This window comes from Providencia sp. 6390, assembly GCF_058148425.1.
On record NZ_JBYVYL010000001.1, the window covers coordinates 830,661 to 849,335 of the forward strand.

The window sequence follows — 18,675 nt, forward strand, 5'->3', positions numbered from 1 at the left end:
TCTAATGCATTGTTGCCTGTCACGTGAGAACAGTCCTCATTTTAAATATCGCTAACTGTACTAGAGTCTTACTCAACGTAACAATCAATATACTAATCACTATTTACGGTAAATCAGCTCTCCCACTCCTTGGATTATCAATCTTGAAGCTAGCCCTCCCAGTATCAAACCCACTATTTTCCCAACAACTTTATGGATCCGTGAATAAGTTCGTCTCACAGATGACAACGAAAAGGTTTGGCATAAGATAATACGCCAAATTAGTGACGCTGTAACAATACCTAGCCAGATCACTATTTTTGTCCACAAAGGCGTATCTGCATTTAGCGTTGTTGAAAAAATACTGATAAAAAACAGAATGGTTTGTGGATTCGATAAATCAGAAATCAACCCTCGTCGAAAATAAACAATAGAATGTAAATTTTCGGTTTCGCTATCCGTATTTAAATTTAGCTGTGTTTTATTACGAAAAGTAGAAATAGCATAATAAAGTAAATAGGACCCACCTATGATTTTAATTATGGAAAAGAACTCACCAAATTGCGTCATTAAGGCCACTAAGCCAAATAATCCCAATCCAGAATAAATAGCATTACCTAACACAACACCATAACCACAAGTCAAACCTGCTTGCTTACCTGAACTCAGCGTCGTTTGTACAACCACAAATAAATTTGCCCCTGGGTTAAGAAATGTCAATATAAACAAGAACAACGTGACAATAATGCTATGTAGAGGATCCATACGTTAGCCACCTATTAGTAAATTATCTTACACCTGAAACTTATCATAATTTTTATCACTATAGCTCAATCATAATTTACTTTTCTTTTCTGACCTCACAAGCTTAACGAAAAATTAAGGTTTAACTTTGGTTTATGGTAATCAATAGCGCCATTTATTATGTTACCTGCAATGCCACTCAGGGAACATTTGCATTTATGAGACGTTTTTTTGTTACTTCACCATTACTATTTCTTTTAATTATTACATCAATAACTCATGCAGAAAATATGCATTTAAGTGTCACTCAACCAAAAAAAATTCAATATATAGACACACTTTCTTTACCCGGTAAGTTTGTTGCAAAAAATGAAATAGCCATTGGTTCACCATTACAACAGCAGATGGTTATTGATGTATTTGTTGAAGAAGGCGCATGGGTTGAAAAAGGCCAATTGCTTGCGGCATTAGAATCTCCCATTCAAAGTGCTGCGGTTAAACAATTACAAGCAGAGACCGAAAAAGCCAGTGCCTATATAAAACAACAAAAAGCATTATCCGAGCAGTCACAAAAAGAGCTTGCTCGCTTAAAACCATTAGCGCGTTCGGGTGTTATTTCAGCTAATGATTTTGAAAAAACCAAATCAGAAGCACTAGCCCAAGCCGCCATGCTTGAAGCCAGCAAAGCAGAATTACGCCAATTACAGGCTCAGCTTATGAAAGAACAAAGCCAGCAAGATAAATCGCAAATTATTGCGCCAGTCGCTGGTGTGGTCAGCGAACGTCATGCCATACGCGGCATGCTATCTGATAATCAGCTGCTATTTAAAATCATTGAAAATGGCCACATAGAATTTGAAGCATTGGCTCACGCCTCAGAATTAAAGCGCTTATCGTCGGTTGAGACAATTTTATTAACCAACTCAGATAAACAGCAATTTTCAGGGAAAATACGCTATATCACACCTAAATTAGACGATATAACACAACTAGGAAAAGTTCGCATTTCATTAGAGTCAGATAAATCAAAAATTCAAATTGGTGAGTCTGGGGTAATGACTGCCAGTAATACAGCAAAAGCGCAAACGACTTTGCCCTATAGTGCAATTAGAACGCTCGATAATGGCGAACGGATTATTTTTACTGTCAATAACAATATCGTGAAACAACAGAAAGTCACTGTTGGTAAAATACAGGCTGCCCGTATTGAAATCATTTCTCCGTTACCAACAGATCTTGATGTCGTGACCAATGCACAAGCGTTTTTGACAGAGAATGATACGGTTACACCAGTAAGGGCTAACAAATGAAATTACAGTTATCCTCTTGGGCGATCACTCGCCCTATCCCGACTGTTGTCATTTTTCTAGCACTAACTATCGCAGGTATTTTTTCATTTATAAATTTGCCTGTCACAGCAAACCCTGTTATCAATTTCCCTATTGTAACGGTAACAATTACTCAAGATGGCTCATCGCCAACAGAACTTGAAAATGCAGTGACTAAGCAAGTCGAACGTGCCGTTTCAGGCATCCCTGGCATCCGCCATATTTCATCCACCATTACTGAGGGCATTTCAACCACTACCGTTGAATTTGATTTAAATATTGATGCTTATATTGCTACTAACGATATTCGTGAACAGATTTCGCAAATTAGAAGTGATTTACCACAAACTATCGATGAGCCTTTAATTAATCGCATCGATGTTGAAGGTGGTGCAATTTTACGTTATGCCATTGCATCAGATAGCCAATCTATTGCGGATCTATCTTGGTTTGTCGATGACACCATTAGCAAACAATTGATTATGATACCCGGTGTACAAAAAGTTAGCCGTTTAGGTGGCGCTGACAGTGTAATACGCGTTGAACCTGATGCAAATAAACTCGCTGCATTGCAGCTTTCAATTGTTGGAATTAATGAATTACTGCGTAACGTACATCAAAATTCAGCGGGTGGATCATCAAAATATAATTCGCTACAGCATACTATTCGTGTGCTTGGTGAAAAGAATAATGTCGATGAGATCAAAGATATTCAACTGCCTGTTGGTGAAAAACGATGGATTAAACTTGATGAGATTGCGACCATTTATCATGGGCAAAAAACATCAAAAACTATTTCACAATTAAATGGTGCGGATGTTGTTGGTTTTGCAGTTTTTCGCGCTAAAGGTTCAAGTGATACTGTGGTCGCTGAAGGTGTCGATAAAGCAATTACTGAACTGAAGCAAAAACACCCAGACATCAATATTCAACTGGTTTCTTCGACCGTAAAATATACTGAGTCCAGTTATCATTTAACCATTCAAACGCTATTAGAAGGTGCATTCTTAACTATTATCATCGTTTTTTTCTTTTTAAAGAGCTGGCGTGCCACTTTAGTCGCCGCCGTTGCACTTCCTTTATCAATTTTACCCACATTTTTTATATTGGCTATTTTTGGTTATACCTTAAACAGTATTACCTTATTAGCCTTAACGTTGGTGATTGGTATTTTAGTTGATGATGCTATTGTTGAAATTGAAAATATCCAAAAATATATTGAGCGTGGAGAACGTCCGTATTTAGCGGCATTAAAGGCATCAGATGCCATTGGTTTTGCGATTGTTGCGATAACACTGACTATTGTTGCCGTGTTTTTACCTGTGAGTTTTATTGGTGGTTTTGTCGGTAAGTACTTCGTTCCTTTTGGGATCACTGTTTCTGCGGCCGTATTATCCTCTTTATTAGTCGCTCGCTTGGTTACACCATTAATGGCTGCATATGTATTATTACCCACTAAAAAAACTGCGGCTGAACATACTACGCCGCCATGGATTATCAGATACACAAAGTTGTTATTAACCACCTTAAAACACCGTAAATTAGCGCTTTCATTAGCTGTTATTTTCTTAGTGAGCTCTGTTTCAACAATTGCTTATTTGCCTGTTGGTTTTATGCCTGAAGGCGATATTAGCGTCAGCCAAATTGAGGTCGAATTACCACCAGGTACACCTGTTGAAGAAACACAGCAAGCGATTAAGAATATGGCCTCTTTATTAAGTGATCGGAAAGAAATTAAGTCTATCTATACCATTGCGGGGATCAGCGATGATGCCGATGGTATCGCTCAGCACAAAGGACAATTGATTTTAACGTTAACGGATCCAAATGAACGGGAAATGTCGCAAAAACAATTTGAAAATTCTATTGCACATTTACTACAACAGAACCCTGATGCGCGCTATACCTTCAGTAATAGTGATGGCAATAAAGAGTTTTCACTCACTTTTACGGGCACCGATCCGCAAGAGTTAGCAAAAGCCATGCATAAATTGCGTGACGGTATTGCTAATGTAAAAGGCATCAATAATGTTCGCGTGGTTAAGCCATTATTACGCAAGGAGCTGGTCGTTAAACCAACAACGACTGATCTCGGTCGTACCGCCGTTAATGTTGATGAAATCGCAAATACTCTGCGTGTTGCCACAATGGGTGAAGCCAATTCACGTAGTGCAAAGTTTAATTTACCGGAACGTCAGTTAACACTGCAAGTTATATTACCCGACCATCAGAAGGACGATGTAAATATTTTAAATAACCTTTATGTTCGCAGTAACCAACAACAAAACATTCCCATTAAATCGATAGCAAATATCGATTTTAGTGACGGTCCTTCACAAATTGATCGCATTAATCGTTCCAGAAAAATGTCTATTGAAGGTAATTTAGAAGGGCTGACACTGGGTGAAGCGTTAGAGAGCGTGATGTTATTACCTGAATATAATCAACTACCTACTAGCATTACACAATTAGAGTATGGCGATATAGAATATATGAATGATATGTTCAATCGCTTTAGTACCACTATGCTGTTCAGCGTATTGTTGGTTTTTGCTATCTTAATTATCCTATTTAAGGATTTCATGCAGCCGATAACTATTTTAGCGGCATTACCCTTTTCAATTGGTGGTGCAATTATTGCGTTGGTGTTATATGGTGCGATGATTGATCTCCCAGTTATTATTGGCATCTTAATGTTGATGGGGATTGTAACTAAAAACTCAATTTTATTAGTCGAGTTTATCTTAGAAAAAGAGCGTTCAGGGTTAAGTCGTGAAGCAGCTATTGTTGAGGCGGGTCAAGAACGAATTCGCCCTATTATCATGACAACATTTGCGATGGTCGCTGGGATGATCCCGTTAGTGTTAACTACCGGTGCAGATGCAGGCTTTCGAGCCCCTATGGCGGTTGCGGTGATTGGTGGTTTATTAAGCTCTACTGTACTGAGTTTATTATTTGTTCCTGTTATTTACAGTTTTATGGATGACCTAAAAAAGAAAATACTGCCGTTATTAGCGAAGTTTACATCCGTAACAAAAGCGGATCGCAATGTGATACATTGGTGATTTCTGAAAAGGGCTCAAGTGCCCTTTTCATTTATAAAATACCGTATCTGACGTTATTTTTTTAGCGTCCTGTATTGCATTTGCTCTGTCCTATAAACCTGTTCATGTTCTTCATTTGCCGTTTCAATCACTTTCATTGCGCCGCTTCCCGCGGGTAATGCTTTATCCAGTATCAATTCAGCATCAGATTCGGTAAGGATATCCTGCAATTGCTGGTGCTGGTTACACCAAATCGCATCAACATCATGATCACGTTGGGTATCACGTTGTGAAGAGAATGCGACCGTACGTGCTTGAAAGCGTGCTTGTTTGCCACCCAACTCTAAGCCATAGCCTGGCGTTGCAGGATGAGTAACAACCACTTGGCCATTTGCCAGCCATGATGCAACGGAACTGTCTCGCACTTCATAGCCTAACTTACTGAGTCCTTCGAGCACGATAGTACGTTGAGCCTGAGTGACAATTTGTTGGTCAGCTTGTTCGATAGCATTTTCTATTTGCTTAATTAATTGCTCAATTTGCTGAATAGAAGCACTTGATGAAAGATGGCTGATTTGCTGACCTAATGATGTCAATTCTATGAGGTTAAAGCTATTGAGCTCATCATTAACTTGCTCTAATCGTTCCAACAGCTCAATGCGTTTTTGGCTATCACGCAACTGTGCAGAGATTATCATGATCAACGAATCCGCCCGCACGTGGCGCTGTGTGCCCTCAGACATTAGCTCAATTTCAGCTAATGCCGCTGCATAATCTATAGCTTGCTGATCCCCACCTAAAATTTTCACTTTTTCAATCATTAGCGCAATTTGTTCACACTGCATGGTAAAAGGTGTTTGCGGCATTCCACTTTGCCAAAACGTTTTGCTGCCATCAGAGTGTACTTTTAATTGTTTAAGTAATTCGCTTTGGTCTGTTGAGGGTATCTGAGCGATATTCTCAATCATCGAAATAGCACGAAACGTAAGATTAGCTAACTGTTGCTGATCTAATGAATTTGCATGTTGCAAGCTTGTGATGAGTTCGATTTCATCAGGTGTTTGCTGTTGCAGTAACTTGATTAACCCAGCTAGGTTACGCTGTTGATGAAATTGGCTACGTGCTTGCGCTGCTTGTTCTTCGATCACTCGCTCACGCATTTGGCTCATTTCATTGTTCACTGTAACAATGAAATCCCCCATGTCACGGTTTAATGCTGTCAGCTCTTTCGACCTGAGCTGCTGTAATTGCTGGCTATTCTCGACTAATTGTCGATGCGCCGCAAAGAATTGCTCTGTTCTTGCATCTTTGCTGCGTTGCTGTTCATTCAACCTTCGCCATTGCTTAAACAGTCGATTCATCACCGCAAGTTGGCGTCGACAAAGGATTTCATTCTTTTCTCGTACTGAAATTTGATAAACTGCGGAGCTCATAATTAGCCTATTTAATCATTAATGACGCTTGATGAATGGCATCAAGTAATTGTTGTTGTGCCCTTTCTCGCTCGTAGTACCATTCTCGCAAAGAAATACGATGACGATTCGGCACAATGCGTTTTAATACTCCTTCACGCCAAAGTTCGCGGGAGCGTGCACGCTGCAATAAGGTATGGTGTGGCATATCACACTCGACCCCTAACAAAAATTGCCCTGTGGCTTCATTTTCAATTAAACAATCAAAATAGAATACCCCTACCTGCTCTGAAAGGGCAATTTTCCAACCTTGTGAGCAAATAAATTGTATGACTGATTCAACAAATGCATCAGCTTCTACTTCAGATTGGGTTTGAGCCGCCTGTGTGTAACACAGGCGATTGAGTAACTTACTATTTTCTGCCTGCATTGATGGGGCACTCAGATTTTTAGCGTAGGCTAAATAGCCTTGCAGATAATCACGTGGGATGTCAGGTTTTCGATATGTCGTCAGCAAATCTGAAATCTCATCAATTGGCATGGAGGACATGATCACCACTTGTTGACGTGCTCGTGTGATCGCAACATTTAAACGCCGTTCGCCGCCAGTTTGCCCTAACACACCAAAGTTACGCCTAAATGTTCCTTGTTGATTTCGTCCAAATGTGGTGGAGAACAAAATGACATCACGCTCATCACCCTGAACGTTTTCAACATTTTTGACGAAGAATGACATGTCTTCATCATTGGTTTGGCGCTGATTTTCTTCGCTGTATGCCTGATGAAATTGTTCATCCACCAGCGCTTTGGCTCGAATATGTTGATTAATCAGCTGAGCCTGTTTTTGGTTAAAGGTGACTACGCCAATCGAAGGCCTTTCATTAAATGGACGCAACCAAATCTGTGATAGATGTTCCACAACCGCTTTTGCTTCGTCTTCATTGCTTTGATTAACATATGTACCATCAACCGTGACCAGCCGTAATGGTTTAACATCATTAACAATTTTAGCTGAGTGTTGAGCTGGGATATTCAACCGATTTTCATAAAAAGCATAGTTAGAAAAGTTGATCAGTTCACGATAAACCGATCGATAATGAATATCGAGCGAATAAACAGGCAATACGGTGCGCGCTAAATGTAACAAATCAGGACAATCACTAATTTGACGGTAGTTCCATTGTTCATTGGCTTGCTCTTGCTGTTCTTCGTCTTCATCATTGTCATCATCATCAGTTAATTTTCCGCTGAAGAATTTGGATGGTGGCATTTGTTTCTCATCGCCACTGACAATCGCCTGCTTACCTCTAAATAAAGTTGGCAATGCATACTCAATAGGCATTTGAGAAGCTTCATCATAAATGACACTATCAAACATACCTGCGTTAAGGGGTAAAATTTGACTTGCGACATCAGGTGTCATCAACCAAATTGGCCGTAGTTGCATTAATCCAAGCTCACATCCTTCACTAATAAATTCACGTAAACGTCTTGCCCTTGGTCCTGTTAGCCGTGTAATCGCTTCCCACTCACGACGGCTAGCTAACATTAATGTATCAATATTGAGTGTTAAGGCTTGCTTATTATGTCGCTGTAATTGATTTTGCAATTCAGACAGTTGGGAAATATGTTGTGTAACCTGAGTATTATCTAATGACAGTATAGGTGATCGGGTTTCAATTCTGTTTTTAGCCAATAACAAAAAGGCATGTTTAATGGTATTACCTAATTGGCCTATCCAATCTGTCGAGTGGTTGGCATCAATCAACGGCCGTAACAAAGCCAGTATTTGCCAATCTGCTGATGAAAAATGGGCTGTTTCTGCTCTAAAATTTTGAAATTGACTCAATTCAGGCAATGCATTTTTCAGCTGTTCAATAGGAATTGCTAATGAGTTACCTGAAACAATAACATCTTTAAATTGTTGCCAATAAGCCACGGACAACACAGGTTTTAGCTCATTCAAAATACCTAAGCTGTTCTGCCTTGCTTCCGCTTTGTCAATTGCCGCTTCTATTTCACGACATTGCCGCATAAAACCGAGTTGCTGTTGTTGAATAATGGCTGATAAGAAATGCTCTGGCTGTGGATAATTTGCCAAAATGGTCGCATTCTCTTCAACTTTCTGAAGTTGTTCAATTAAAGTGCTAAGAGTTTGTTGCCACTGTTGTGGCTCAATATGTAACTGATGATAGAGAGGTTGTAGTTCTTGATACAGTATGCGCCATTGCTGTTCGGTATTAATCGTTTTTAATAGGCGCTCAAACTTGATGGTTCCAATTTCTATTCCACTGGAAGCAATAAATTGAGTTAGCAGGCTCTTACGACTGTAATAAAAAGGGTTTAAAAAACGTAAAAACGAACCGTGTAATTTCTCTGAAACAGCTCGTGATAGTTGAGTTAAATGCACATTATCCAACGAGGCCAATAACGGAAAGTAATGAACATCTGTTTCAGTTGTATCAATAGCTATTAAACGATTATTAAGTTGAATTAATTGTTGTACCAACTTAGAACCTGCTGTTTGTTTACCCTGCTCAGTTAAAAACAGTGCGAGCCATTGCGAAAAATCGCGCCATTGTTCTTGGGTTAGCAACATAAATTGTTTTTGGCACTGCTGATAGGCTGTTCTATGATGTGCCAGTATTTTTATATCTATTTGATTTTCATCTACATTCTCAACATTTAACCGCAGGTTTTCTGCCGCAATAAATAGGGGGAAAGCCTGCTCAAGTAAAGCGTACTGAGGGTCATCAGCGCTAAATTGAGCTAATCCATTTAATGGATTATGTTCATAATTTAATGTAAGCCAGCGAGGTGCATGGATTTTAAGATCATTGATAAATTGCGCGATGCTGTTTTTATTTTGTGATACTAAATAAGGTTGTATTTTTTCAATATCAAGCAAATAACGTTCGGTTTGCTCAATGGCCAACAGCCCTGATAATACATCTTTATAGGATAGTTTTAACTGTTCATCAGCCGTATACATTGCCTGATAGTATTCATCCAATATACTTTCGCATTTTTCGAGTGTTTGGCTGGCTTGCTGGCGTTGATTACGCCAATCATCATCATGCAGCTCAGTCGCCAATCTAACCCACAATTGTTCAAGTTGCTCTCTAACCGCTTGAATAACCTCTCGAGGCTTCTGATTTTGATTAATCATTAGCACGCGGTCGGTTAATCCATTAGCAATTAAGCGTTTATAAACGACTTCAAGTGCTGCTGGTTTTTGGCAAATCACTAACGCTGTTTTCTTCTGGCCGATCGCATCAGCAATCAAATTAACAATAGTTTGGCTTTTGCCTGTGCCTGGAGGCCCCTCAATTAGCAACCCTGAACCTAGGCGAGCTGCTTGTACCACTGCCTCTTGTGAAGGGTCAGGCAATGATAAAAAGTAATGATCGTCAGTTTGTAATTGTGATCTTTCCATGCCTTGCCGATCATCAAGATTAAGCATGGTGGCTAATGCTGTTTGATTGATGTGTTGCGACGTAATTAATTGCAAATCACTACTGATGGCTTGACCAATAAATGAAGTATGAAATAGTACAGCCGAACAAACGATTTGCGCACTATTTTCAGGAACCTCTTCGCTAATAGAGGGTAATGGCGATAAATTAGTCTCTCTCACAGACAAAAGTTCACCCAGTATTGCCATGGTTTCTTCAACATTTAGCGCTGCTTGCGAAAGAATATTATCGAGTACTTTTTGCCATTCACTCATAGCAGGAATGCCAACAAAATTAGCCAACGCAGGGTTGATACGAACAGCGGCCCTATCATTGTCAAAAGCTAATTGAATAGGCCCACGTTGTAGCTCAGAAGATAAAATAGAAACAGGCCATAAAAATAACGGCGCAATACGTGGTTTGATCTTATTTGGCTGGGTATTCAGCAGTAAAAATGGAAACCCTAAATACATACCATTGATACCTGTATCTCTTTGATACAGCTGAGTATCTGATTGCAGCGCCCACAGACGTGCATTAACCCCTTTTCTTTGCAACAGCAAATCACTATCAATTGTAATTGAACGACTTTTCCGATTAATTAAATGTTCTAATAATTTATCGGCATTTTGGCGTGAATCTGTACATTCAATGAGATCGACACGACCCGCCGTAGCCGTTAGGCGCATACGTACAAGGTTGCCACGCTGGGTAACTGAGATGAGTTTTTGTGCGAAGAAGCTTAAAACTTCAAGAACGTATTTCTGCGACTCTGGGACTTGCCATTGCTCTATGGGGATCGCTAACATCACCAAAACTTGTGGCAATGGCAAACGGCGAGTCAATAAAAAAGTATCCGCCCACTGGTCAATATCAACAGAACCGGCTCGTTTAAAACCATCTAAGCGTTCGGCTAATAACTGAAATAATGTATTACGCGGCAAGAGTAGCTGTTGTTTGGCTAGATCATCATCAAAATTGAGAATATCATACTGTTTCGCGAGTGCCTCAGCATCATTGATAATGGTATCGACTGAAATAAACTGACCAATATCTGCACTGAGCAATAAAATATAATCATCTTCTTGCGGTTTTTGTTTACCAATTATCACCCTCAAACTGTCATTGTGAGTGTCAGGGAACTGTTGATGAAAAATATCCCAACGTGCAGCTAATTGGCTAGTAGAAGTAATCAATAAATAGAGTTTTAAGCTTTCTTGATTGAGTGGGATTTGCTGTTGTTCTGCGCGCTGGCGGATCCGGCATTGGCGATGAAACAATTGAACTAGCCAATGTTGCTCATCTATCGCTTGAAGTTGGCTCGCTAATGGTTCACTAATTAATTGATAACCCAATGTTGGGTGATCTAATAACCAAGCTGGGGTGATAATTTCACCTTGAAAAACAAACGGGATATTCGGATTTAGTATCCGTAAAGCTAAGGTCAATTTGAGATCGGGGGCAATTTCTGCATTATCAACCAAACGCTGTAACTGCCCTAACACGTTCCCCATTTGGTCAAATTTAGCTAACCATGACGTGATCTCACCACGAATTAATAACTCAATAGCATCGTGCCAATGAGCTTGTTCCGCAGCGACCATCGCCATTTCTTCAGGGTTATTAAATTGGTAGCCTGCAAACGATAAGCTATGAGTTTGCTGTTGTATGTGGCTGTTAATTGATTCAATAGCTTGAACAGGACGACCTTGTAACCATGCTGAAACTTGAGGCCATTGCCAACGTAAAAAGCGATCTCTACTTAATAAACCACGTAATAATAATTGTGTATGGCTATCGAGTTCACTTGGTAACTCAATGCCATTAGTCATCACGTGAATAAGAAATGCATTATCATGAATATGTTCAAAACATTTTCCTTGAGTCAGTTGCTCAAGCAAAATAACCCCTAAACTCCACCAGTCTGATGCTGCACAGACTCCACCGGCTAACGTTTCAGGAGCGGTGTAACGAGAAATATCTAATGGCGAAACAATATCAAGGTCAAATTCAGACAAACTTGCTGAACCATATTCAATAATAACAATATCAAGCGGATCACGGCTGCGGATTAATAGATTAGCAGGTCGTAGTGCTCGATGACGTAGCCCGTGCTCAGCAAATGTTGCTAACGCAGTACCCAGCTCTTCAACCAATTTGGGAATTTCTTCTGGTCGCCAAAAGTCGCCCTGTTGGATAAATTGGCTAAGTGAACCGCCAGTTAATTTTTCTGTTACGTGCCACGCTCTATTTTCCCATCTTCCCGTTTCATAAAACTGTGGTATATGTTCAGTAGGAATGAGTTTAAGCACTTGGTAAATCGCAGGATCGGGTTCTTCTCCCTTTTGGTAGAGCGTTAAAACCCCAACTTGCCCTGTCTGCCTATTAGTGACAGCGTAACGTTCACGTGCGCTATCTATCTCATTAATGCGTTGCTCTAAGCACCATTCATCAATATATCGATGAGAGGAGATCTCTTGTTGCTGTGCGTTATTGTCATTGGGTAATGCCACATCTGCCCCGCACTGAAGGCAAATGAGATCATCTGCATCCATAGGATGACCATTGGTACAAACAAGAGCGCTGGTTGTTGTTATATCAACAACATTATCGCCAACGGCTATTTCATTATCGGTAGCTGTGATTTGTTGTAACGGCGGTTGCCAATCGTCATCATGAATGTCTTCAAGAGTGAGATCCCAACCGCAAGGTTGATGATTAATTTGCCCCGCACAAAAGATCTCCGTTAATGGGCGCTTTGTGTGGCAATGAGGGCAAAAACGTATCATGGTCATCCGCTATTCCGATTCAATTATTTTTTAAGTTGTTTTAAAGGTTGTTCTTGTTGTTCAAGCCATGATTGCAAATGTGACAGGTCATGACGCTGGGGGATACCCAGTAAAAAAATACGTCCCGTTTCATCAACAGCAAGATCAAGGACTTTATTATCGCCCGTTAGAGGGGTTTCATATTGAGAAAATCGTTGCTTTCCCAGAGGGGTAAGACAATGTAATTGTTGATTATCACTCCCTCTTAATGCCAAAGTTTGTGGCTCATTTTCTTGGTATGGCCCAGTGATCAATGCATCAAGCAAGCCTTTCATATTTAAAACTTGTTGATGAATATCAGCCCATTCATAGCCGCTATAAACTAAAATGTCACCCTGAAAATAATGCCTTAGTTCTGTTAATAAGCACTGCAACGCTTCTAGTTGTTCAAACGGCTCACCACCTGAAATGGTGATCCCATCCGCTTCTTGTAGCCATGGTTTTAACTGCTGCATCAAAATGGTAATTTCAATACCATTTTCTCGCCGATGCCACGTATCAGGTGACATACACCCTTTACAATGCAATGAGCACCCTTGAACCCATAAACCAATGCGTTGCCCCGGCCCCAATGTGGTAACAGGAAAGTGTATCCGCGAAAGGCTAATTTCCGTCATTTATTGTGCCTGTGGTTGCAATGTAATACGCGTTGATTCACCAATCTCGATATCCGTTATTTGATAAGCTGCATCCGCAACTAATTCACTGTCAAAAATAGCACGGGATAATGGGTTAATTAAGTAAGCTTCTAATTGGTTGCGTATACCACGCCCACCATTAGACAAATCCGCTAAGCAACGTGTTTTTAATATCTCTTTCGCTTGTAAGGAAATTGACATTTTTAATGACTGTTTTTCCAGTCCTAACAAAATGTTATCAACCATTTGCTCAAAGATTTGTTCGGCTACATCTGGGCGAATAAAATCAAAAACAATAATGTTTTCACCGATACGGTTGAGTAATTCAGGCCGATTAAGCACGAATTTAAAGTGCCGTTCAATTTCATTTTTTACATTGCGTGTTACGGTTTCAAATGGCTCATGAGGCTGTACATTAGCCACTCGCTCTCCATTCGTATCTAAACGATAAATGCCAAGGTTGGAAGTAAATATGATCAGTGATTCAGAGAAATAAACGCGATCGCCTCGTCCAGACGTTAGCACGCCATCATCAATAATTTGCAAAAACTTATCCATTAAATGAGGGTGTGCTTTTTCGATTTCATCAAATAACACTACACTAAAGGGTTTTTCTCGGATGGCATTGGTGAGTTCACCACCTGAGTCATAACCAACATAGCCCGGAGGTGCACCAATCAAACGTTGATCGGCATGTTCAGCACTAAATTCTGACATATCAAAGCGGATATACGCACTTTCATCGCCAAACAGCAGCTGGGTGACTGTTTTCGCTAATTCAGTTTTACCCACACCCGTTGGCCCTGCCAGAAACACCACACCACGAGGTCGACCACCTTTATGGCCCCCAACCCCTGTCATGGCTCGTTTGATAATGTCTAATAAATGCGTCACCGCATGTTGTTGCCCTTTGACTCGGCGTTGGATCACTTGCGGTGCATTATGAATTTTTTGTTTGTCGATTTTTTTCCAGGGATCTTCAGTAATACCCACTTTATAACGGCGTACAGCATCGCTAATACGAGCAACATCAACTTGTTCAATACGAGCAAGCTGTATGATCGCTGTCATATCGAGTAGCAGTAACCCTTCTGTTTCATCAATAAAATCATTCAGCAGACGTTGTTTTTCTATGTCTTCAATGTCACTAAAGTTTGTCAGTGAAGACAATAGGCTTGGTGCGAGCTGTCGACGAACTTGACTATCAGGCTTAGCCACTGAAATCGCACGAATGCGTGGATTGTTAACCAAGAACCAATCAGGTAAATCAGTTTCTTTTTCAACAATCCAAAACAAGCTATTAAAGAAAGGCTGATTGCGCTCTCCCGCAGGCCGCGCTTTCGCTTGATGTGAAGCCACCAATGCGCGGGTAAACAAACTGTGTTCCGCTGGTGTCAAATTGGCACGATGGGAAATTAAGCAGGAGGCAAAATCAATGCAAAGTGCAATAGGCTGCCCTGTATAATTTACCCATTTATCTAACACCTGATTGAGGAGGTCGATCCCGCCTGCCGAGTGCCCTTCCGTTGGCGTTAATCCCAATTGTTGCATCAACGCCATGCCTTCTTGAGCCTGTCGTGATGGATTAGTAATCCATTGGAATCCTAATAGTGGCGTATAGGTGATGACATGTGCATACCCCGCCTCAAATAGGCTGTTAAATAAGGATTGATTAAACGGCAACGGCGTCACCACATTAGATGCTATTTCACTGGCCTGAAGATCACGTACATTGCCAAATAATACAAACTGGCTTTTTAATGGTATAAATCGCAGCAAATCGCGTAACCAACGTGGTTTTTGAAAAGCAATTTCCATGACATCCCTTATCTCGCATAAGCATTTTGTTCAAGTTTACCGTAAATATTTGCCAAATAGCGCAATTATCTATAACAGCCACCAAGAATCTGAACATTCTCATATATACCAACTAATTCAGCGGCCTTTTGGCCTGATGAGAACATGACGGATAAAGAGTATCTGGTGCAAGCAAATAGATAAGAAATAAATACATGTAATTGCCCGAATAAGAAAAAGTAATGTGAGATCATACTTAATAATGTGATTAAGTTTATTTTTTTAATTTCGCATCTAAAAATAACCTACATTGTATGCTGATAATTTATAGAAAATTAGCACATTAGATTAATCATATTATCATTACTCCATTTAAGATAATCTATAAAAGTTAGATATCATGGCGTCTGCAGTTATTTCTGCCATCAAAAAACAAAAATACAATAGTCCAATAAATTTATTTATATCGAATCAATATCATTAAAAATACTAAGTAATTGCAATTTCAATAATATATATCTTATAGTGTTATCAGGTTGTTAAGCGACCATATCCATAAGTATTATCGATAGTTATGCCATTTTTTATCAGAAAATAAATTGATAGAAACTATTTCTCCTTACACCGTATGGATATTTAAACGCGCCCCTATTTTATTGTTTGATAGTTACACTCTAAATAATTCGAGGTGCAGCTAGGCGACAAGTGAACGCAGTTCAACAACGCTGCAACTTGAAGTATGACGAGTATAGACGCGTTTATTAATAACTAAATTAAATAAGGGATCTCTATGAACTCAACAGTCTCTTTGACACAAAAATTACTCAGCTTTAATACGATTAACCCACCCGGCAATGAAGCCGAATGTATGAAGTTTCTTGCAGATTATTTGAAACATAAAGGCTTCGAAACGAAACTTCATTCATTTGGCGAACAACGTATGAATCTACTGGCGTGGATCCCCGGCACCAAAGCAGGAAAGCCGCTTGGTTTTACTGGCCATATCGATACGGTTCCATTAGGGAAAACCCCTTGGAAGTTTGACCCATTTGGTCATGATATTCACGGTGATAAGCTCTATGGACGTGGTGTCAGTGATATGAAGTCTTCTATCGCCGCGTTTATTGTCGCCTGTATAAAGCAGCAAACCGCTTTACGTGATAGCACAGGAGTGGTGCTTTACTTAACCGGAGGCGAAGAAACAGGATGTGATGGTGCAAGAGCTCTGTTAGCTGAGGAGCAAGTTCCTGAACCAGGAGCCTTGATTGTTGGCGAACCAACCAATAATTACCCAATCATCGGCCATAAAGGAGCTTTATGGTTACGTTGTGCTTTGAAAGGTAAAACATCCCATGGTTCGATGCCTTCTTTAGGTATCAATGCGATTTATTTAGCTGTTGATGCATTAGGCAAAATAAAAGATCACCAACTTGGCGCTCCTCATCCCTTAATGCGTTCACCCACCATGAATGTCAGCCGTATTCAAGGCGGTGAGAACATTAACTCAGTTCCTGATTATGTTCATTTTGATATGGATATTCGCAGTGTTCCCAATTTGCCACATGAACAAATATCGCAACAGCTAGCTGCCCTATTAGGAGAAAATGCAACACTCACCACGTTAGTTGATTTACCCGCTGTCTTAACCGATGAAAAGCACACTTGGGTTCGTCAAGTTTATCAGCATTGCCAAGCCTTGCATAAACAGCCATTAGAGGCAAAAACAATGCCTTATTTTACGGATGCTTCTTTGTTGGTCCCTGCATTAGGAAATCCACCTTGTATTGTGTTAGGCCCAGGTGAGCCTGAACAAGCACATCAAACGGATGAATATTGCTCTATCACAAAAATGGAGGCCGCTAATACACTGTATAACAAAATTATTTCTGATTGGGTTTCAGCTTGAAGAATGGGTAAATAGCAATCATCAATGCGCAGTACGTACTCCAATTCTTTAGTTAACATAAATGAGATAAACGAGGAGTCGTTACATGTACCAAAATACAGTAGAAGTCGAAACTATTACCAGTCAGGGCTCAATTTCTGACAAAACGTATAAAAAATTATATTGGCGTTTACTCCCTTTTTTAGCGCTGTGCTATATGTTCGCTTATATTGACCGCATTAATATGGGCTTCGCTAAGTTACAAATGCAGGATGCCATCAGCCTCAGCGATGCAGCATATGGTTTAGGTGCAGGGATTTTCTTTCTTGGCTATGTGCTGTTTGAAATACCCAGTAACTTATATTTGACTAAAATCGGCGCAAGAAAAACATTCGTCCGAATTATGATTTTGTGGGGATTAACATCAACCTGCATGATGTTTGTAACCTCTACAACCATGTTTTATATATTACGTTTCTTGCTAGGTGTCTTTGAAGCAGGCTTCTTTCCTGGCGTGATCTTCTATTTGACACTATGGTTCCCTGTACAACGCATGGCTTCTGCAATGGCACTGCTGATGTTAGCGGCACCAATCGGTAGTATTATTTGCGGCCCTCTATCAACATGGTTGATGACTCACTTCCATGGTGTTAATGGATTGCAAGGTTGGCAATGGATGTTTATGTTAGAGGGCTTACCTTGTGTTCTGTTGGGTATTTGGGCTTGGTTTTATATTATTGATAGACCAGAGCAAGCTAGTTGGTTAACTAAAGAAGAAAAACAGGAGCTTGCGACCTCAATTACCCAAAAACAGCAAAGTGTCATCAACCATGAATCGTTTTTAACCGCCATTAAAACGCCGCTTACTTATGCACTAGCGATCCTCTACTTTTGTATTATGTGTGGTATTTATGCGATCAGTTTCTGGTTACCCACTATTTTGCAATCACATGGCATTACCGACCTTATTGAGATTGGTTTATATTCAGCACTTCCTTATGTTGCAGCATTATTCAGCATGGTACTGTTATCTAAATCATCAGATATATGCCAAGAACGTCGTTTACACGTTGCCATATCTGCATTAGTGGCCGGTCTCGCTTTATTTGCCTCTAACTATATGAGTCACTTTTTTCTGGCCATGTTATTGTTAGTTATCGCGACAGCATTGGTTTGGACAGCTTACACCATCTTTTGGTCTATCCCGTCGAAATATATGCAAGGAACGGCTGCCGCTGGTGGGATCGCCATGATCAACACCATTGGGTTATTTGGTGGTTTTTTAAGCCCTTATGTTTTAGGTTGGATCAAACAAACTACAGGTTCACTCACTTATGGTTTAATCTTAATGACGATACTGCTGTTAATTGCTTCCGTGATTATGTTTAGCCAACGCAAAGTTTAATTGTCATGATTATTCAAATAGGTGTTGAGGAATATAGAATTACAACATCTATTTAGAATACTCACTCCAACTGTCATTAAATTCCAGCTTATTTTTATATTTAATTAATATTATAGATTTAAATATTATCGTCAAATTTTGTTATTAAAAAAACATCAAT

General features: G+C 39.9%; 9 protein-coding genes. 4 read left to right on the forward strand and 5 right to left on the reverse strand.

What is annotated here, in order from left to right:
* Positions 1–99: 99 nt before the first annotated feature.
* Complete coding sequence (locus tag AC3Z9T_RS04050; protein WP_490124912.1) at positions 100–744, reverse strand: LysE family transporter; 645 nt, start codon at positions 742–744, stop codon at positions 100–102.
* Positions 745–941: 197 nt separating this feature from the next.
* On the opposite strand from AC3Z9T_RS04050, the gene AC3Z9T_RS04055 reads away from it, so the two are divergent.
* Both AC3Z9T_RS04055 and AC3Z9T_RS04060 read left to right on the forward strand, forming a co-directional pair.
* Positions 942–2,033: an efflux RND transporter periplasmic adaptor subunit gene (locus tag AC3Z9T_RS04055; protein WP_490124913.1), complete on the forward strand. Its 1,092-nt coding sequence runs from the start codon at positions 942–944 to the stop codon at positions 2,031–2,033.
* The gene (locus AC3Z9T_RS04060) at positions 2,030–5,116 is read left to right on the forward strand and encodes an efflux RND transporter permease subunit (RefSeq protein ID WP_490124914.1); all 3,087 of its coding nucleotides are present in this window, start codon (positions 2,030–2,032) and stop codon (positions 5,114–5,116) included. Before AC3Z9T_RS04055 ends, AC3Z9T_RS04060 begins: the two co-directional genes overlap by 4 nt.
* Positions 5,117–5,169: 53 nt before the next feature.
* On the opposite strand, the gene AC3Z9T_RS04065 is transcribed toward AC3Z9T_RS04060, so the two are convergent.
* Genes AC3Z9T_RS04065 through AC3Z9T_RS04080 form a run of 4 tightly spaced genes read right to left on the reverse strand, consistent with a single transcriptional unit; the run spans position 5,170 to position 15,246 of the window.
* Complete coding sequence (locus tag AC3Z9T_RS04065; protein WP_490124915.1) at positions 5,170–6,528, reverse strand: hypothetical protein; 1,359 nt, start codon at positions 6,526–6,528, stop codon at positions 5,170–5,172.
* Between the two features lie 7 nt (positions 6,529–6,535).
* Positions 6,536–12,757 (reverse strand): AAA domain-containing protein, encoded by a 6,222-nt coding sequence (locus AC3Z9T_RS04070; RefSeq protein WP_490124916.1) that lies wholly within the window; start codon positions 12,755–12,757, stop codon positions 6,536–6,538.
* Positions 12,758–12,774: 17 nt separating this feature from the next.
* A complete protein-coding gene (locus tag AC3Z9T_RS04075) occupies positions 12,775–13,407 on the reverse strand; it encodes a 4Fe-4S single cluster domain-containing protein (protein WP_490124917.1) in 633 nt (210 codons plus the stop codon).
* On the reverse strand, positions 13,408–15,246 hold the full coding sequence (locus AC3Z9T_RS04080) for an AAA family ATPase (protein ID WP_490124918.1): 1,839 nt from the start codon (positions 15,244–15,246) through the stop codon (positions 13,408–13,410).
* A gap of 769 nt (positions 15,247–16,015) precedes the next feature.
* On the opposite strand from AC3Z9T_RS04080, the gene AC3Z9T_RS04085 reads away from it, so the two are divergent.
* On the forward strand, positions 16,016–17,131 hold the full coding sequence (locus tag AC3Z9T_RS04085; RefSeq protein ID WP_490124919.1) for a M20 family metallopeptidase: 1,116 nt from the start codon (positions 16,016–16,018) through the stop codon (positions 17,129–17,131).
* Positions 17,132–17,216: 85 nt separating this feature from the next.
* The gene (locus AC3Z9T_RS04090) at positions 17,217–18,515 is read left to right on the forward strand and encodes an MFS transporter (RefSeq protein WP_490124920.1); all 1,299 of its coding nucleotides are present in this window, start codon (positions 17,217–17,219) and stop codon (positions 18,513–18,515) included.
* Positions 18,516–18,675: the final 160 nt, after the last annotated feature.